Below are 19158 nucleotides of genomic sequence, written 5' to 3'. Positions count from 1 at the left end.
TATGCCGGTTGCTGAAGCAGGACATGATGTATTTCAAGCGATAGCAGATCCTACCCGCCGCAGTCTGCTCAAGCTGCTCGCTAATAAGGAAATGTCTATAGCATCTATTACGGATTGCTACCCGATCAGCCGAACCGCTGTTAATAAGCATTTACAGGTATTGTCCGATGCGCAGCTTGTTAGCAGTCAGAAAGTCGGACGGGAGACCCGGTATAAGCTTCAGCCAGAACCTTTGCTGGAGCTGCAAGATTGGCTTGCCTTTTTTGAAGGTTACTGGGCTAATAAATTGTTTGCGCTTAAAGAATATGTTGAGTCTGACTCAGACGAGAAGTGATAAGCCGGGTGGCGTGAGATCGCGCTCCCCGGTTTTTTGTGTTGTTTAAATTCAGTTTATAAAAGGGAGTTACCATCACAATACAAACTAAAACGTTGGAGGAATTGTAATGGTAAATGAACGCAAAAAAATAATTGAGCCCAACCCTGGAGATTGGGCCGTCGAAGCGCGTGGGCTCGTCAAAACGTTTGGTGACAATCGCGCAGTTGATGGAGTAAATCTGAACGTTAAGGCAGGCACGATTTACGGCGTTCTTGGTCCCAATGGGGCAGGAAAGACGACAGTAATTCGGATGCTGGCTACGTTACTTCGCCCGGATGCGGGGTCGGCGCGAATCTTCGGGCATGATGTGGTAAAGGAGTCGCAGATTGTCCGGCAATTGATAGGGGTTACGGGACAATATGCTTCTGTGGATGAGTCACTTAGTGCTACAGAGAATCTGATTATCTTTTCACGTCTTTTAGGGTTAGGGCGGGCAGAGGCGCGGCAAAAGGCAGCGGAGTTGTTAGAAGAGTTTGGTCTGACGGAGGCAGCGAAACGGCCGCTTCGAAATTTCTCTGGCGGTATGCGCCGACGTCTGGATCTTGCAGCGAGTCTGATTGCCCAGCCCCCGCTTATCTTTTTGGATGAACCAACAACAGGTCTGGACCCACGGACACGTTCGCAAATGTGGGATACCATTCGTCGGTTGGTGAACACAGGATCAACAGTGCTGTTAACTACACAGTATCTTGAGGAAGCCGATCAGCTGGCAGACCGCATTGCAGTTATTGATCATGGCCATGTCGTTGCAGAAGGCACCGTGGATGAGCTAAAAGCTTCAGTGGGCACCACCTCGCTGCACTTAAAAGTCCAAAATCTTAAAGATATCGCTCAAGCGCGCCGGATTGTGGAACATGTGCTGCATATCCAGTCTATTGTGCCGAATGAGGCTGGAAAAATTACTGCACCGATGGCGAACGCTGATTTAGTCACTGATTTGCTTATTGCACTCCGCGAAGCGGGGATTCCACTCGCGGAGATGAGTGTGCAGAAACCGACGCTTGATGAAGTGTTTTTGACGATCACTGGCCATGGAGTTACAGATGAGGCATCCCAAGCATCACAAGAATCAATGAATAAGGAGGCAGCAAGAGCATGAGTATGAGAACTTCTACTATTAGTCCAGGTGCGACCCGACAATTGAAAAACCATACGAGCTTCAAACAATCTGTTCGTAACTCGTTAACGATGGCTTATCGCGGGATATTGAAAATACGTCGCACACCCGAGCAATTGTTCGACGTAACGCTGCAGCCAATTATTTTCACACTAATGTTTACTTATATTTTTGGTGGAGCCATATCAGGAGATGTAGTGAGCTATTTGCCCGTTATTATTCCTGGTATTCTAGTGCAGACTGTAATCACGACCTCCATCGTCACTGGTGTCCAACTGCGGGAAGACATGGATAAAGGGGTGTTTGACCGCTTTAAGTCATTGCCGATTGCCCGTATAGCCCCATTAGCCGGAGCTTTGTTGGCAGATACGATTCGATATACGATCGCTACTGTGCTTACTTTTGTCATGGGCTATATTATGGGTTACCGACCTGATGGCGGTCTGGAGCATGTCGCAATTGCTGCGCTTTTGGTTATTGTCTGCTCCTGGTCGATTAGCTGGATTTTCGCTTTCTTTGGTGTGATTGCCCGAACCGCTTCCAGCGTACAAGGGATATCAATGATTGTGTTGTTCCCACTCACGTTTCTATCCAACGCCTTCGTGCCTGTAGATACGATGCCTAACTGGCTGCAATGGTTTGTCAAAGTCAATCCAATCTCGCATCTTGTGTCAGCTGTCCGTGAGCTTGCTAACTCTGGAACCGTAGGCTGGGATTTCGCTATCTCACTTATCGGAGCCGCTGTGATTGTTGCAATTTTTGCACCTATTACTGTGCGTGCATATATGCGCCGGACATAATTAGAGAGAAGAAGAAAAGCGGCAGAAATGCCGTTTTTTTTGTGTTTTTTTAGCATGTTAAAAAAGCCGTGATCTAAGGATATCCCAAGATTACGGCTTGAATTTATTGAGTAGGGACTTGCAAAGAGGCCTTTTAGAATTAATTATCTTTTTTAAAGAAGGTATGAATTAAATTGGAGACCGATCTATCATACAATATTTTAGCCGTTTCCTCATTTTGAATATGTCCCCCTAAATGCAGATGAATGACGCCATGCAATGACGCCCACACCAGGTTCACAACAAGCAGAGGGTCTTTTTCGTTAATAAATCCTTGTTCGATGGCTGCTGTAATAAGGGCTATCACTTGTTGTAGTGCCGTAAAGATAGCATGTAAGCTTTCCTCCTCCGGTTTGAATTCGCTAAAGGCTCCTCCGAACATAACCATATAATAGCTAGTATGATTCCGTGAGAAATCCCAATAAGCTTGTCCAAGCTCGCGAAGATATAAATTTAGATTGTCTTGTTTTGGAACCGCTTGAAAGGCAGCAGCCAACAATTTACACCCTTGCAGAAAAAGCTCCTTAGCTAAACCTTCCTTGTTTCCAAACAAGTTATAAATGATTTTTGTGGGACATTCCATTTTTTCAGCAACCTTACGGATGGTTACACCTTCGGGTCCAGATTCATGCATAATGGCCGCAGCGGCTTCGATAATGTTCAGTCTTAATATTTCCGCATGCCGTTGCTTTGCTTTTGGGTAGGTTGTAACGGATTCAGCATCTATAGAAGATATTTTGGACGATTTTTGCATGTAGTTTCACTTCCTTAGAACTTTACTTTAGCTTTTTTTAGATAGCCGTTATTTCTAACCCTTATTTTACTGATGTAGAAGAGAAATAGCCAATAATTAAATGTGTAGAACTTTATTTGACAACACAACCTCACTTGGATACAATGATTCTTATTGAAACACTGTTTCTAAATGGTCGTTAAAGGGAGAGAGGATAGCAATGATTACAATTCAAAATAAATGGACGTTGATTACCGGAGCTTCTTCGGGGATAGGTGAAGCGTTTGCTCGAGAACTTGCAGCCAAAGGAAGTCACTTAATTTTAGTCGCCCGTTCTGAAGATAAACTGATTGCTTTAGCGGAAAAATTAAAACGAGAATTTCAAATTCAAGCGGAGGTTCTAGTTGCTGATTTATCTCAAGAAGGTTCCCCTGACAGGCTCTATCAACAATGTGTAGAACGTGGCTTGAACGTTGATATTCTTATTAATAATGCAGGTTTTGCTACGCATGGGCTTTTTGAACAACTATCTGGTTCGAGACAACATGAAGAAGTGATGCTAAATGTTTTGGCGGTTGTAGATCTGACCCATTTGTTTTTGCCAGAGATGTTAAATAGAAAAAGTGGAGTGATTTTAAACGTTGCATCAACAGCTGCATTTCAACCTCTCCCTAATATGGCTGTATATGGAGCGACAAAAGCTTTTGTATTATCATTTACTCAAGCGCTATGGGAGGAAAATCGGAAACGGGGCGTACAATTTCTTGCGTTATGTCCGGGGGCTACGGAAACAGAATTTTTTAATGTCGTGGGAGCCGATGAGGCTTCGGTAGGCAAACGAGACACTCCAGAAAATGTCGTTCAAGTGGCTCTTCGGTCACTTCAGGCTAAAAAAGTATTTGCTGTCCCAGGATTTACAAACTATATTTCTGCTCAAATGTCACGTTTTTTCACACGAAAACAAATGCTTTATTTTGTTGGACGCATGCTCCGTACACGACATTAATAGGTCAACGTATTCAAGTTGGTGTATTCGTTAGCAATGATCAAGTATTTTAATTATAAAAAAACAACAAAACAGCGGTTCTCCCCAATATGGGAGAACCGCTGTTTTGTGTTTTGACTTGCTGACTTTGACTCCGTTCGCTTGAATTTACATCATCAACATCAACATCAACATCAACATCAACATCACCATCACCACCAACAACAACAACATCATCACCAACATCAACAACATCATCACCAACATCAACAATATACATCTAATCACATCGCCGACTCATAATCATCCACCGTGGTACGGACCCAGATGATGTTATTAGCATGTTTTCGCAGTTCTAGCGTAGTTTCGGACTCCAGTGCAGCTATTCCCTAGAAGTGGGCTCGAAAATGGTGATTTGTGCGCCAATAGGTGCATTAGGGTCCGATAGGATCAGAAAAGTGGGGAATTTCTGCGAATAAGGTCAACTGAGTCCGATAGTATCTCGTCCAGGGTAATTAACTAACTAATGTATTAAGGTTCAATAAAAAGGAAAACAAACCAGCGTTGGTTTGTTGCTTCAATAGATAATGGGGCAAGCAAGGCTAACGGACCCCAATGACACTATTAGTATGTTTTTCGCAGTTCCAGCGTAGTTTCGGACTCCAGTGCAGCTATTCCCTAGAAAGGGCCCTAAATATGATGTTTTGTGCGCCAATAGGTGCATTGGGGTCCGATAGGATCAGCAAAATGGGGGATTTCTGCGAATAAGGTCAACTGAGTCCGATAGTAGCTCGTCCGGCAAAGTAAGGGGAAGTAAACACCTATGTTCTTGCAGTCAGCCTTATTGTATTAAGGTTCAATAAAAAGGAAAACAAACCAGCGTTGGTTTGTTGCTTCAATAGATAATGGGGCAAGGAAGGCTAACGGACCCCAATGGCGTTATTAGTATGTTTTTCGCAGTTCCAGCGCAGTTTCGGACTCCAGTGCAGCTATTCCCTAGAAAGGGCCCTAAATATGATGTTTTGTGCGCCAATAGGTGCATTGGGGTCCGATAGAACCTGAAAAGTAGTAAAATGCCTCGAATAACGCCAACTGAGTCCGATAGTACCTCATCCGCCAAACTAAGAGTAGGTAAACGTCACCGTCTATGCACACAGCCTACTAGTAAACACCATCGTCCTGCAAACAGCCAATTGGAGAACACCATCGACTTCGCAAACAGCCTACTAGTAAATCGTCCTGCAAACAACCAATTGGTAAACACCCCGCCTTCGCAAACAGCCTACTAGTAAACACCATCGTCCCCGCAAACACTACTGGCCTGCACCTTCGTATACCTAACCTCATATTGGAAGCTACGTCATGCGCAGACAGCAATTGTGATTTAATCAAGGAAGGTTCGGTCCTCAAATTATGTTGGCCTATTTTTCCATTAACTACTTCATCTGTCGTAGTAATTATGTTATACTGCAACTACTACGACAGATGAAGTAATCATGGGGGGATATTTTTGATCAGCAGTGATGTTATACGCGGTTACAATGATACGATGATCCTATACATGCTGCTGGACGGGGAATCTTACGGGTACGAGATTTCCAAAAATATCAGGCAGTTAACGCAGGAGAAATATGTCATGAAGGAGACAACGTTATATTCTGCCTTCACCCGACTGGAGAAAAACGGATATATAGAATCCTTTTATCTGGATGAGAGTCTTGGCAAGCGGCGTACGTATTACCGGATTACCCCTTTGGGTCTCGCCTATTACCGAGAAAAATGTGAGGAATGGAAGGTTACACAGCAAGTTGTAAACCAATTTATCAAGGAGTGGTGATAGAGCATGGAGACGATCATAGTATATCTGGATAATATGTTTGCGGGTCTGCCAAAGACTCCGGAACTGGAACATCTGAAGCAAGAGCTGCTATCAGGGATGGAGGAGAAGTACCTGGAGCTGAAGCTTGCTGGCAAGTCGGAGAATGAGGCGATTGGTATCGTCATATCGGAATTCGGCAATATTGAAGAACTGACAGCAGAGCTTGGCATCAATCCAGTTGCGCCAGAACAGGCTATTCCGGTGCTGACGGAAGAAGAGGTTTACGCTTATGCGGCGGCTAGACGAAGCGCTGGATTATGGACGGGTATCGGCGTTTTTCTCTGCGCATGCGGAGTGGCGTTTTTGATCACCCTGGATACAATATTTGAAAATAAGGCTGTTATGAGTGATAAAGGTTCTATGCTGGGGCTGGTCGGAATGTTCGTGCTGGTCGCTATCGCGGTCGGGATGTTTATACACAGCGGAATGAAGCTGGATCGCTTTAAGAGTCTGGAGCAAGGCTTTCAGCTGCCTTATGCTCTAAAGATGGCGCTTCAACGGAGCCAAAGTCTTTATGCTCCGACTTACCGTCTTTCTCTGATTACAGGAGTCTGCCTATGCGTGCTGTCGCCGGCTTTTATCTTTACCACTAGCTATGTCAACGATGACTATGCTCCCTATGGAGTCGCTGTTTTTCTGTTTATTGCAGCTGTGGCGGTGTTTTTGTTCATCTATTACGGGAATATCCAGGGTACTTATACGAAGTTGCTGGAGGAGCCGAATATCACTGCAGAGAAGCAGGAAGAGAACCGATTTGTTGGAGTTGTTGGGGCTGTATTATGGCCTTTGGCGACGGCGATTTTTCTGTTCACGGGTTTTGTCTATGGGCGCTGGGACGTCAATTGGGCTGTATTCCCAATTGCTGGAGTTCTATCCGGCATGTTAAGCAATGTTCATCATGTTCTGAAACGTAAAGATATCTCCTGATGGTGTTGACTGCACTTGTACATTCCTGAACTAGTTAGACTATATGTAAGGTATTCTACCAGTAGATTTCGCTGGAAGAATGCCTTTTTTTGTTGGATTTTAACAGGTGAGCTAAATGAGCCCTTTAATATTTTGACATTTAAATTTTAAGTACGGACTTGGACATATGTTGAGAGAAGGAGAATATGAATATACAACAATAATCTTGTTAAAGAGGCGACAATACATTAACTAGTTAGGAGAAATGATCGATGGAATTCGAACTGGGCAGCATTTTGAAACTAGTAAAACGTAGGCTGCTGTTCATTATTGTATTATGTATCGCTGCAGTCGGGCTAGCTGGTAGTGTTAGCTATTACGTTTTACAGCCGAAATACGAGGCGACAGCTTCTATACTTATTCAAGGGGACAGGCAGCAGAAAGCAATTAATGACATTATGGCCGGACAAAAGCTGGTAACCACTTACGGGGAGATCATTCGAAGCAGCAGGATAGCGGAAGAGGTTGTCAGAACGCTGCAGCTAAAAATGACAGCGGAAGAGTTACTCAAAAATGTGAAGACAAGAACCAATAGTGAATCACTCGTAACAACGGTAATTGTGACCAATTCAAAAGCTCAACGGGCAACAGATATTGCGAATGGCTTTGGAGAAGCCTTTAATGCGAATATTCAATCGATTATGGGAGTGGAGAATGTTGTATTTCTCGACCGTGCCAAGGTTCCTTCTGATCCTGTCTCACCTAAGCCGGTCTTCAATATGGCTGTTGCCTTCGGATTGGCGCTGATTACCGGGATCGCAATCTCTATCCTCCGGGAATTGATGGAGAAACCCGTGAGAAGTGCCAAAGATATTCAGCTTGATTTGCAGCTTCCGCTTCTGGGAACCGTGGGCAAATTGAAGCCACGTAAACGGCGGAATAAAGCGAAAACCAAATCAGCAGAAGGAGCCACAAGTTATGAAGAAGAAAACGCCAATATTATATTGCCTGGAACAACCGAAGTCATCTAACGGAGATCAATTCCGAAGCATACGCTCCAATATTCGTTATACCCGCGTTGGTGGAGAGATCCGCTCTTTATTAGTCACAAGCTCGCTTCCGGATGAAGGGAAATCAACGGTAGCCATAAACCTGGCGATTGCCATGGCGGAAGCTGGTAAGTCAGTTCTACTCATTGATGGGGATCTACGTACGCCAACGGTGCATAAGGCATTTGATCTGCCTAATTGGATCGGGCTTAGCAGTATCTTAGTGGATCATACCCGCTTAGAGGATTGCATTATTTCTATTGAGGACGCAGAAGGTTTGTCAGTATTGACCTCTGGTCCGATTTCACCAAATCCCGCTGAATTATTAGGCTCTGAAGGAATGAAGCGATTGTTTGCAGAGCTGAGCGTGCGTTTTGATACGATTGTCATCGACTCATCTTCTGTATTAATGCCATTTTCGGATGCCCTTATTTTGGCAACGATGACTGAGGGGGTATTGCTAGTTGTGAAATCCGGAAAAGTGCTCTTAAAGCACACGAGTTCTGCCAAGCACTTGTTAGAGCAGCAGGGAGCACATTTACTGGGAGCCGTATTGAATTATCGGAAAAAGAGCAGGCGTTCCAAGATTCGTGGTGAAGATTTTGCCGAGTGGGCCTCTTCTTCAGGAATGGTCTGACGTCTATGTCATTTGCTTCTCTTCGTTATTTGCTCGGGAATATCACTTACGCTGGTGCTCAGTTTGTGATTGTGATCCTGCTGAATAAATTCGGGTCATCGGCAATCGTGGGGCAATATTCGCTAGGGCTTGCAGTTACTGCTCCGATCTTTATGCTGTCGCATCTACATCTTCGTTCCGTATTAATCGTTGATTCATCGGGGAAATACAGTTTTGGAGACTTTCTGGGCTTACGGCTGATAACAACCGCCCTTGCGTTTACGATTACCGCAGGTTTTTGCATAATGAGTGGTTTGGATTGGAATACAGCATTGGTTATTTTCTTCATCGGTCTGTATAGAATCGTTGAATCAATCAGTGATATTTTATTAGGCATCGTTCAAAAGGAGGAGAGATTAGATCAAATCTCAATCTCCAGAATGGCAAAAGGGTTATTCTCCATTCTAATCTTCATCCTCGTATTTATCCCTACACAGAGCCTTATTCTTGCCTTGTTAGTCATGATTATCGGATGGTTAGCGATAACGATTGGATATGATGCTCGTAAAGCGAGAATATACACTTCTCTCAGGCCACTCTTCAACAAAAGAAGCCTATGGAGTTTACTGATCGTCAGTTCACCGCTAGGCGTGGTGTTGGCGTTGATGTCGTTAAATACGAATATCCCATTATACGCGATTTCCTATTTTAAAGGGGAGCATGACTTAGGTATTTATGCTTCACTCTCATATATGATTGTTGCCTGTAATGTTGTCGTCACCGCACTTGGTGAAGCCATAACACCACGTCTTGCCAGGTGGCATTCAGCCGGGAGACACAAGGAGTTTGTCACTTTACTCAGCCGAATGATAGCGATGGGTTTGGGTTTTAGTTCGGTCGCTTGTTTGATAGGGTGGTTGTTTGGACACAAGCTGTTAACCTTATTATTCAGTTCAGACGTGGCAGGAGAGTTAGGGTTGTTTCATTGGCTGCTGGCGTCCACCATGCTGGTATTTATTTCATCCTACCTGTGGTACGCCATAACGGCTACCGGAAGGTACAAAGCCCAGATTCCATTGTTTCTGTGCACAGCATTCACTAATGGCTTATGTTGTCTGATCTTCGTACCTCATTACGGGGTAGTAGGTGCTGCGATGGGAGCTAGTTCGTCGTTATTTGTACAGATGATTGGCAGTGTAGTTGTGCTGTATCGTGTCATCGGAAAGGTAAGAAATCGGGAACAGTCGGAAGCGGCAGCATAAGTTCTTTGTTTTATAGGAAAGTAGGAAAGTAGGGACTTGTATGACATCTGTATCTGTTGTAGGGAAGCCCTACACCATGCATAATTTATTTCTGTTTGCGGTCATGGGGTATATCATATGCCTTCCGGCACAGTTTGATTTTGGTGGAGCCTTCCGTATCGCCCCGTCGGATCTCTTCTTAATGTTAGGTTTGTTTGCCGCTGGATTCCATCTCAAATTGGACCGGAGGATATTCAGTTCATGGCATTGGGGCATGTTGTTCATTTTTGTTCTAGCTTCCTTTGTATCCATTTGGCGCAACGGCTTCATAACCCAATACGCCTTACTGCAAAAAGATATTGGATTCATACTCCTATTGTTGACCTACATCATGCTTGTGCAAGCCGTAGATAGCTGGGAACGGTTATATAAGATGCTCCGATTTTTCCTGATCAGTGTGCTGCTCTTAAATGGTGTTGCCCTATTCGCTTTTTTCAGCGGAGTAAAGGTTCCGTTTATGGTGCAAGACGGGCGGTTGTCCGGCATGTTAATTGATCCCAATGCATACGGGGGATTGCTGGTGACGGCTTTTGCCATTCATATCATGACGAGTGGGGAGAAGATAAAGCTGCTGCGGGGATGGGTCAGCATACTAGCGACGATAAGCTTAGCCGGGGGCATTATGATGACTTTCTCGCGCTCGTCATGGATTGGTCTCTTCCTTGTATTACTTACACTTTTGATTACCAAACCTTCCAGACTGCTCAAGATCGGAATGGGGTTTGGTGTAGCTTTTATAGCTCTGCTGCTGTATAAAGGCACCGCTTATCTAAATGTGCTGGAGTCTATGTCCAGCAGACCTTCCCAGATCCAGTCGCGTCTTGACATCATTGACAAAGCGGTGGATTGGATCGCACAAAGTCCATTATTAGGCATTGGGCTTGGTTCCTATAATTACGAACTGCGCATTATTATCCACAACACGCCAATATGGTTTTTGACTGAATTCGGCTTATTGGGCTTGATTGTATATGGAGGATTTATGATTTGGTTCTTCATTGTGGGTATCCGTTCTTATCGTGCAGCAGATCCCATTCATAGGCCAATTATTATGGCATTGCTGTTGTCCCATGCGGCGATGATTGGGTTATCGATGGGTATTGAGGCGTTATTCCAGCGGTATTGGTGGTTCATGATGGCGATGAACGGAGCTTGCATCCGGTTAACAGACAAAAACCTGAAAGGAGAGATGCCCTATCGAACCCAACACGTTGAACGGTCAACTGGGCGCAAGCTTCGACAACGAGCAGAGCAACCTCAATAAAAGCTCAAGTAAGGACATCGGGAGTATTCCAGCTGAGGGTGGCTTACAAGCAAAGGTTGCTTTTGTAGCCTCCATATATGGGCATTTCGAGAGTTTTCATTTACCTTACATGGTGTTATTGCTGCAAAAAGGGTGTGAAGTCCATGCTTACGCTCAGCCGGGCGAAGCCAGACAGCGCTTGGAACAGCGGGGAATTGTATGTCACGACGTACCTATACAACGAAGTCCTTTACAGTTGAAGAATTGGACGGCTCTGCGGATCTTAACGAAAAGCTTCCAAGCGGAAAAATTTCAGTTCGTCCATGTACATACACCAGTGGCTTCGATTCTCGGACGGATTGCAGCCCATAGAGCAGGTGTCCCTAGCGTATTGTATACAGCTCATGGTTTTCATTTTTTTAAAGGTGCTCCTTTTCTGAACTGGATGCTTTATTATCCGTTGGAGTATTTGATGGCACGTTGGACGGATGTACTGATCACCATTAATAGTGAAGATTATGAGCGTGCTCAGAAATTCCCTGTCCGAAAAAAAGTAACTTATGTGAGCGGAGTCGGGCTTGATCTTCAGGTATACGGTAGCGGTGAGGGGGATAATGAAATTGCAAAAATGATGGGGGAAAGTCGTCACCAGCTATTTGATTTACCTAAGAGTGACAATGATAATCCTTCATTCGTTGTTCTCTGCGTCGCTGAGTTAAATGCTAACAAGAACCAAAAACAGTTGATCGAAGCACTACATCATTTGGGTGATCAAGCAAGCGATATTCATCTAGCATTCGCAGGTACAGGTCCTTTCGAGCAAACCCTTATAGAACTTGCTACTCGGTTAGAGGTTAGGGATCAGGTGCATTTTCTGGGGTTCCGAAGAGATATACCGGATTTGCTACAAGCGTGTGATGTTGCGGCACTTGTGTCTTATCGTGAGGGGTTACCCCGGGCGATTATGGAGGCGATGGCAGCAGGCAAACCCGTGATCGGCACACATATTCGGGGCATTCGCGATTTGATTGAGCATGAGTCAACGGGCATGTTGGTTCCAGTAGATGATATTGCCGCTACGGCAAAAGCACTGGTTCAACTGCGAGCGGACGCAGCTTTGACCGCAGCAATGGGTAAGGCGAACAAGGACAGGATTATTCGCTATGGATTGCCAGCGGTGCTTCGTGAAATGGACTCGATTTATATAGAAGCGCTGAAAGAACCAGGGATAAAGCCATTTCCGTCTGAATTACAAACGGGTCTGACAGCAGATAGATAATTCATTCTCGCATATACGACAACAAACGAATAAACGAATAATTAGTTAATTAGGGAGAAAGAAGTGATGAAAATGCGGATCGTACGTTTAGTCATGTTGGATGCGGGAATTATAGCGGCTTCAGTGTGGCTTGTGTTTTTACTTCGGTTTGATTTTCAAATCCCTGAGCAGTACATGTGGATGCTTCCGTGGGCGATACTCATTCACATTATGGTGTACGCAGCGTTCTCATTTGGATTCAAGGTGTATAACAATATCTGGCGATACACCGGTATAGGTGAGTTATTGCAGCTGCTAAAAGTGAGTGCTTTAACACTCTGCGGAGTGGTCGCTGTCAATGTATCTGCGCATGTATTCGTCCCTTCCTATCGATTGCCGATTTCGATTTATTTTGCAGCGGGTTACGTATTTCTCGGCATTGCCGGCTTACGTTTAGTTAACCGCCTCATCAACGATAGATTCGAAACACTGGGAACAAAGGGTTCATCCGAAGGCAATCTGCTAATCGTTGGGGCAGGGAAAGCAGGCATCCTCGTTACCAAAGATATCAAGCATTCAAGATTTAAATTCATGAACCCAGTTGCCTTCATAGATGATGATATCTCAAAGCGCAAGCTGGAGCTTATGGGGTTGCCGATTGTCGGTAACCGTAACTTCATTCCCCAGGCAGTCGAGCAGCTGGATATTTCGTTCATTATCATCGCTTTGCCTACGGCTCCTCAAAAGGAATTACTGGAGATCATCGAAATCTGCAAATCTACCAAAGCTCAGATCAAGTTAATGCCTAGTATGACCGATATTTTGGACGGGAAAATGGCCATTAACATGATCCGTGAAGTATCCGTAAATGATTTGCTGGGGAGAAGTCCCGTAGAAATTAATACGGAAGAGATTCGTGAGAATTTGGGAAGCGAGTGTATTCTCATCACGGGTGCAGGCGGTTCAATTGGTTCGGAATTATGCCGGCAATTGGCTGCGTATCGTCCGAAGGAAATGCTGCTTTTGGGGCATGGAGAAAATAGCATTTATCTTATTGAACAAGAGTTGCGACAGTTATATCCCGATCAGATCATTCATCCCATTATAGCGGACATTCAGGATGTATCGCGGATCGATAACGTTTTTCAAAAGTTCCGCCCCTCCATTGTGTATCATGCCGCTGCGCACAAGCATGTTCCTCTTATGGAGATGAATCCAGTAGAGGCAGTTAAAAATAATGTGATCGGCACAAGGAATGTAGCGGAAGCGAGTGCTAAATATGGTGCTAAACGGTTCATCCTCATCTCATCGGATAAGGCGGTTAATCCTACCAGTGTTATGGGGGCCACGAAACGAGCCGCGGAAATGATCATTAATGATCAGAATTCCTTAAGTAAGACGGTTTTTGCCGCTGTACGTTTTGGTAATGTGCTGGGCAGTCGTGGCAGTGTCATTCCGTTATTCAAAAGACAAATCGAAAACGGCGGCCCGGTGACGGTTACACATATGGATATGGTGCGTTACTTCATGACGATACCCGAAGCGGTACAGTTGGTTATTCAAGCAAGTGTGCTGGCACAAGGGGGAGAAGTGTTTGTGCTGGATATGGGTAAGCCAGTTCGTATATACGATCTAGCGAGGGATTTAATCCGCTTGTCGGGTCTCGAGCCTGACAAAGATATTCCCATTGTGGTCACTGGCATTCGTCCTGGAGAAAAATTGTTTGAGGAGCTTTTGACTGAAGAAGAAGGGTTATTGGTCACTAACAACTACCGTATTATGATTAGCCGCCCGCAAAGTGTCTCCAGATCTGAACTGAATTTGGTGTTGGGGGTTCTGGAGAACTTGTGCAAACGGTATGAACTGATGCCAAGCAGTCATCAGATCAAAAAACTGCTAAAGCAGCTAATTCCAAGCTATTCGGGCTTTCAGGAAGAACCGCAGGTGGGCACACATGATCTTGAACGCATTAAATCCGAAGTTCATGCGGGAATCTGACCTATGAAGTCGACTAAGCATTCATGGATGACAAGATTATGGGGCAAGCGCGACAAGGCAATTACAGGTAAACGTTCACGCATGCGGCGGGTGGGACGATACAGCCTGATTGTTATTCTTGTTGTGGTTGTAGTTGGGGGGATCTGGATTGGAGGGATATTGAATCCAGAGCATCGTTTTAATAAGGCGATACTTAACCCCTTGACGATCCCTAGCTCTAATGTGGTTACGGACAATGAAGCGATGGTGCAATCGCTCAGCACACCAGCCCCACAAGCGCAAATGGATGAGCTTACCCTTACAACGTCTACACAGACTCCAACTGCGGTGACATCTCCAACAGACAAGAAAAGCTCATCCTTTAATGTAGTGCTAATTGGAACAGACACTTGGGGCGGAGAAAGCTCGCGGGCAGATACGATCATGGTTGCCCATGTGATGCCGGATCAACGGAAGGTGAATATCGTATCTGTGCCGCGGGACACGCGGGTTTATGTGCAGAACGTCGGTTATACCAAGATCAATCATGCACATATCGTTGGTGAAACAAAGGGTGGGAATCAGCAGGGTACGCTGACACTGATTCAAGCCGTTAGTGATTTTATGAATATTCCTATTCATTACTACATCAAGACGAACTTCTCCGGTGTTCGTGATTTCATCGATTCGATCGGCGGGATCGATATGCTGATTGATCAGGATGTGACCATCACTCCGGAGATCACCATCAAGAAAGGTGAGCAGCATCTGGATGGTGCCCACACGCTTTATTTAGCAAGGGAGCGCTACTCGACTCCGGAGGGTGACTTTAGCCGCCAACGGGAGCAATTCAATATCGTTCGGGCTGTAGCCAAAAAGCTATTAAGTCCGGAGCATATTCCTGATCTAGCGGGACTGCTACTGCGTGAAAAGAAAGACATTATTGATACGAGTTTTAGTGACAGTGATTTGATGAGCTTAGCTTGGCTATTCAAAGGAATGGATTCCGCAGATTTTGCTTACGAACAGATTCCTGGCCATAACAGCTCTGCTCTAGATCCGCTCGTCCGAACCAAAGTGTATTATTGGAGTGCAAATCCGGAAGAGGTAAAGTCACTTACAGAACGTCTTTTTACGGAATAAGAGAAAGGCGGGGGAAAGACTACCATGTATCGCCATATGAAGCGGGGCTTCGATTTGGTGGGAGCGATCGTTATGTTAGGTGTGTTTAGTCCGGTCATGGCTGTGGTGGCGTTGCTGCTTCGGATAAAGCTGGGAAGTCCTATTTTGTTCAAGCAGCAGCGGCCGGGAATGGGAGAAAGACCCTTCTACATCTACAAGTTCCGAACCATGGCTGAAATGTATGATGCGCAGGGCCAGCCGTTATCGGATGCTCGGCGTTATATCAAATTCGGCGGATTGATTCGAAAGCTGAGTCTGGATGAGCTCCCGCAATTAGTAAATGTTGTGAAGGGAGAAATGAGTCTGATCGGACCAAGACCTTTGCTCATCCGTTACAGCCCGCATTACTCTGAACGGGAGCGGCTGCGATTTACTGTAAGACCCGGAATAACGGGATTGGCGCAGGTATCTGGACGTAATACTTCGGAGTGGAAACAGCGGCTCTCCTATGACGTTACCTATGTTGAGAAGCTAAGCTTTAGATTAGATGCGTTGATCTTATGCAAAACTGTGCTGAAGGTGATCCGCCAAGATGACGTTGTGGCCAATCCGGGTGAGCATAGTCTGCCGCTCGATGAGTACAGAATGAACCAAAAGGAGGGGTCGGCATGAATTTGCGGTTTAGTCCGCTTCAGGAAGATGATATTCACCTTGCATGCCGGCTCTTACAGAGCAACTTGCCAGAGTCGGTCTACAATCAAACCATATTCGCCTGTGGCGGTTATCCCGAATATTTGAAAGCAGCATGTAAATGCGGAAGCCATTCAGCAACACTGCTGATTGGTGCCTATTCTGAAGACCTTCTTATTGGATTCGCTGAATGGCGAAGAATGGAGCAGATGCTGGTTCTGAATAACTTGAATGTGGACGCAGCTTATCGAAAAGACGGCATCGGCGGCAAGCTTATGGCGTACGGGGAGACGTTGGCCCAAAAGGATGGCATTTCGAAGCTGGCACTTGATGTATTTTCGTGGAATGAGCAAGCTCATGCTTGGTATTTGCGGCTTGGTTTTGCAGAGGAAGGCCGGACTTACTGGTATGTAAGAGATTTGGCTCCATCGATTGATAGGGATAGAGAAGCATTGGCGTACATCATAGATGATTATCCGATGGCAGAGGCATATCATCAAAAGTATGGATTCTCTTCTCTTAAGATTAGAACGAAGGAAGAGACTTCAGTTGTGGGCCGGTTAGGTGAACAGTATTATCGTATCCAACTGCAAAGTGGAGGGTGGAGTGGCTGCAATCTTTTGACAGACGTATTAATGGATTTAGACCGGGAGAAAAGGCTATTGTTGCTTTCTTCAGATGCTTATTTGCGTGAGCGAGACCCCGGGCTAATCTTAAGCACTGAAAGTATACGTATGATCAAAATATTGGAGAATCAAGAGGTGTTGTATGAGTAACTTTATCGTGTTAGGCAGCTCTAGTTCAGCGGAATGGGATGCCTATTTGAACCAGTTAGAGACGAAGGATATCTATTTCTCCTCAGCGTTTTTTCGGCTGTTTGAGGATGGAGAGCATCAGCAGGCAGAGCTGTTTGTTTTTAAGCAGGGAGACCAGCTCATAGTTTATCCTTACTTACTTCGCTCCATAAGCCATCTTCCTGCCGTAATCCAACTGGGGCTTGAAGGCGATTGGTACGACATTAGTACACCCTATGGATACGGGGGACCGATATCGAATCTCCCTCCGGGAGCCGAACGAAGTGAGCTGTACCGGCAATTCAGTGAAACGTTCACGGATTACTGTAGAGAGAAAAAGATCATGACCGAGTTTGTAAGATTTCATCCCTTGATTGGCAACGCTACGGAATATCAAAGTGGTCTGACCACCGAATGGAATAGGAATACAATTTATATTGATTTGACTGTGGGTTCGGAGTCAGAGCTCATCCGGCATTATGGCAGCAATCATAAACGGAATATTCATAAATTAAAGTCCGCACCCTTTACGATTCGAAATTCGAATCTGAAGGATCGTATTGAGTCCTTCAGTGAATTGTATTACGGAACACTAAACGATTTACAGGCGGATTCTTTTTATTATTTTCCCAAAAAATTTATAGAAGATACTAGTCATCTACTTGAGGGGAGAGTAGAGCTATTCGAAGCTATGGATGGGGAGAAAACGGTGGCGACCAGCATCGTGTTACATGAACGACCGTGGATGCATTATCACCTATGTGGTTGGGATCGCGCCTATCTGCAGTGGTCACCTACCAAATTGCTAATACACGCAGCAGCCAAGTGGGGGATGGAAAATGGCTTTGAATGTTTTCATCTTGGCGGGGGATATAAGGGGAATGACGACTTATTTCAATTCAAGCATAGATTCGCGACACAACTGGAACCCCTTGACTATTACTTAGGTAAACGAATTTTTTACCCAGAGTTGTATGAGCGGATCATATCCTTTTGTGACACCAGAATATCAGGAAATTACTTTCCGCTCTATCGGCATCCAGATCTCGATATGATATGTATTCCATCTGAAGAAATCGGTCCAAATGGAGAAAGGAGCTTCGCATGAGCATTAGTCAAACGAGCATTCTGCCACGAATCTTGTTATCCCCGCCGCATATTAGTGGTCGTGAGCAGGTCTACATGGAGGAGGCGATACACTCTGGTTGGATTGCTCCTATTGGTCCGCAAGTTGATGCGTTCGAGCGGGAGATGGCCGCCTACACAGGATCAAAGGGTGCACTAGCGTTAAGCTCTGGCACGGCGGCGATTCATCTCGCACTTCGTCTAGCCGGTGTCACACAAGGAGATTACGTGATCTGTTCTACGCTCACGTTCGTTGCTAGCGCCAATCCTATTTTATATTTGGGGGCCACCCCCGTATTTGTCGATTCAGAGCCTGAGACCTGGAACATGTGTCCGCTAGCTTTTCAGCGGGCCTGCCAAGCTTTGAATGACAAAGGGCTGCTGCCAAAAGCGGCTGTTGTCGTCAATTTATACGGACAAAGTGCTGACATGGCGCCCATTGTAGAAATAGCTGACCGATATGGAATTACCTTGATTGAGGATGCTGCCGAATCACTGGGCGCTTTCTACCAAGGCAAGGCCAGCGGAACGTGGGGCCAATTCGGAATCTATTCTTTCAACGGAAATAAGATTATTACGACGTCAGGTGGGGGCATGCTCGTATCCGACGATACCGAAGCCTTAGATCAAGCGCGCTTCTGGTCTACGCAAGCCCGAGACACTGCCCCTCATTATCAACATTCCGAAATGGGATACAACTATCGGTTAAGCAACCTGTTGGCAGCCATAGGACGCGGTCAATTAGAACTGCTTGAAGAGCGAGTAGAGCGTCGCAGATCTATTGGCCGGCGATATAGGGAACGGTTAGGTTCCATACCGGGTCTTCATTTTATGCCGGAAGCGCGCAATTGTCGCAGCACGCACTGGTTGAGTGCGCTGACCATCGATGAAGAAGTGGCGGGGTTCTCTTCACAACAACTCCTGTCATGTCTGGAACAGCACAATATCGAAGCTAGACCTGTATGGAAACCGCTGCATTTACAACCCTTGTTCGAGAGCAATTACTACTATCCTTACAGTGAGGAATACAGTGTATCGGATAAATTATTTTCAACAGGTGTCTGCCTGCCTTCTGGAAGCTCTTTATCGGATGAGGATTTGGAACGTGTCGTTTATGCGATAGAGACATGTAACCAATACCGTTGATT

19 protein-coding genes are annotated in these 19158 nt (G+C 45.4%); 17 read left to right on the top strand and 2 right to left on the bottom strand.

Going from position 1 to position 19158, the window contains the following annotated elements; translation table 11 throughout:
- Position 1 precedes the first annotated feature (1 nt).
- The 3 genes from MHI51_RS18310 (at position 2) to MHI51_RS18300 (ending at position 2293) form a co-directional block, all read left to right on the top strand.
- The gene (locus MHI51_RS18310; RefSeq protein ID WP_076182444.1) at positions 2-334 is read left to right on the top strand and encodes a helix-turn-helix transcriptional regulator; all 333 of its coding nucleotides are present in this window, start codon (positions 2-4) and stop codon (positions 332-334) included.
- 109 nt (positions 335-443) lie between these two features.
- Positions 444-1475, top strand: coding sequence for an ATP-binding cassette domain-containing protein (locus MHI51_RS18305; RefSeq protein ID WP_076129855.1), 1032 nt, complete (start codon positions 444-446; stop codon positions 1473-1475).
- A 2-nt stretch (positions 1476-1477) separates the two neighbouring features.
- Positions 1478-2293 carry an ABC transporter permease gene (locus tag MHI51_RS18300; protein WP_038574573.1) on the top strand — a complete coding sequence of 272 codons (816 nt, stop codon included), beginning with the start codon at positions 1478-1480 and terminating at the stop codon, positions 2291-2293.
- A 139-nt stretch (positions 2294-2432) separates the two neighbouring features.
- Here MHI51_RS18300 and MHI51_RS18295 read toward each other — a convergent pair whose 3' ends face one another.
- The gene (locus tag MHI51_RS18295) at positions 2433-3086 is read right to left on the bottom strand and encodes a TetR/AcrR family transcriptional regulator (RefSeq protein ID WP_076277777.1); all 654 of its coding nucleotides are present in this window, start codon (positions 3084-3086) and stop codon (positions 2433-2435) included.
- Between the two features lie 199 nt (positions 3087-3285).
- Here MHI51_RS18295 and MHI51_RS18290 point away from each other — a divergent pair, with 199 nt between their 5' ends.
- Positions 3286-4071, top strand: coding sequence for an SDR family oxidoreductase (locus MHI51_RS18290; protein ID WP_076277776.1), 786 nt, complete (start codon positions 3286-3288; stop codon positions 4069-4071).
- A gap of 49 nt (positions 4072-4120) precedes the next feature.
- Here the strand turns inward: MHI51_RS18290 and MHI51_RS18285 are convergent, their stop codons facing one another.
- A complete protein-coding gene (locus MHI51_RS18285) occupies positions 4121-4330 on the bottom strand; it encodes a hypothetical protein (protein ID WP_405173164.1) in 210 nt (69 codons plus the stop codon).
- Between the two features lie 1230 nt (positions 4331-5560).
- On the opposite strand from MHI51_RS18285, the gene MHI51_RS18280 reads away from it, so the two are divergent.
- From MHI51_RS18280 to MHI51_RS18220, 13 genes are all read left to right on the top strand, one after another.
- On the top strand, positions 5561-5887 hold the full coding sequence (locus tag MHI51_RS18280) for a PadR family transcriptional regulator (protein ID WP_076129753.1): 327 nt from the start codon (positions 5561-5563) through the stop codon (positions 5885-5887).
- Between the two features lie 6 nt (positions 5888-5893).
- Entirely contained in the window at positions 5894-6856 is a 963-nt protein-coding gene (locus MHI51_RS18275; protein WP_076219900.1) for a permease prefix domain 1-containing protein, read from the top strand.
- A 251-nt stretch (positions 6857-7107) separates the two neighbouring features.
- The gene (locus MHI51_RS18270; RefSeq protein WP_076219899.1) at positions 7108-7866 is read left to right on the top strand and encodes a YveK family protein; all 759 of its coding nucleotides are present in this window, start codon (positions 7108-7110) and stop codon (positions 7864-7866) included.
- A complete protein-coding gene (locus tag MHI51_RS18265; protein WP_405173163.1) occupies positions 7814-8521 on the top strand; it encodes a CpsD/CapB family tyrosine-protein kinase in 708 nt (235 codons plus the stop codon). Before MHI51_RS18270 ends, MHI51_RS18265 begins: the two co-directional genes overlap by 53 nt.
- 5 nt (positions 8522-8526) lie before the next feature.
- On the top strand, positions 8527-9762 hold the full coding sequence (locus MHI51_RS18260; protein WP_076194869.1) for an oligosaccharide flippase family protein: 1236 nt from the start codon (positions 8527-8529) through the stop codon (positions 9760-9762).
- Between the two features lie 76 nt (positions 9763-9838).
- Positions 9839-11065 (top strand): O-antigen ligase, encoded by a 1227-nt coding sequence (locus MHI51_RS18255; protein ID WP_076194873.1) that lies wholly within the window; start codon positions 9839-9841, stop codon positions 11063-11065.
- Positions 11013-12323, top strand: a complete 1311-nt coding sequence (locus tag MHI51_RS18250; protein WP_405173162.1) for a glycosyltransferase family 4 protein — start codon at positions 11013-11015, stop codon at positions 12321-12323. The genes MHI51_RS18255 and MHI51_RS18250 overlap by 53 nt, the downstream gene beginning before the upstream one ends.
- Positions 12324-12389: 66 nt before the next feature.
- The gene (locus MHI51_RS18245; protein WP_076194875.1) at positions 12390-14300 is read left to right on the top strand and encodes a nucleoside-diphosphate sugar epimerase/dehydratase; all 1911 of its coding nucleotides are present in this window, start codon (positions 12390-12392) and stop codon (positions 14298-14300) included.
- A 3-nt stretch (positions 14301-14303) separates the two neighbouring features.
- Positions 14304-15422, top strand: coding sequence for an LCP family protein (locus tag MHI51_RS18240; RefSeq protein WP_256721903.1), 1119 nt, complete (start codon positions 14304-14306; stop codon positions 15420-15422).
- A 24-nt stretch (positions 15423-15446) separates the two neighbouring features.
- Positions 15447-16073 carry a sugar transferase gene (locus MHI51_RS18235; protein ID WP_076129746.1) on the top strand — a complete coding sequence of 209 codons (627 nt, stop codon included), beginning with the start codon at positions 15447-15449 and terminating at the stop codon, positions 16071-16073.
- Positions 16070-16867: an N-acetyltransferase gene (locus MHI51_RS18230; RefSeq protein ID WP_076277769.1), complete on the top strand. Its 798-nt coding sequence runs from the start codon at positions 16070-16072 to the stop codon at positions 16865-16867. Before MHI51_RS18235 ends, MHI51_RS18230 begins: the two co-directional genes overlap by 4 nt.
- On the top strand, positions 16860-17993 hold the full coding sequence (locus MHI51_RS18225; protein WP_076219539.1) for a GNAT family N-acetyltransferase: 1134 nt from the start codon (positions 16860-16862) through the stop codon (positions 17991-17993). Before MHI51_RS18230 ends, MHI51_RS18225 begins: the two co-directional genes overlap by 8 nt.
- Complete coding sequence (locus MHI51_RS18220) at positions 17990-19156, top strand: DegT/DnrJ/EryC1/StrS family aminotransferase (RefSeq protein WP_405173161.1); 1167 nt, start codon at positions 17990-17992, stop codon at positions 19154-19156. The genes MHI51_RS18225 and MHI51_RS18220 overlap by 4 nt, the downstream gene beginning before the upstream one ends.
- Positions 19157-19158: the final 2 nt, after the last annotated feature.

The organism is Paenibacillus sp. FSL H8-0260, assembly GCF_045040625.1.
Taxonomy (GTDB): domain Bacteria; phylum Bacillota; class Bacilli; order Paenibacillales; family Paenibacillaceae; genus Paenibacillus_AQ; species Paenibacillus_AQ odorifer.
The sequence above is the reverse complement of the archived record's forward strand: the minus strand, read 5'-3'. Positions and strand labels throughout refer to the sequence as shown.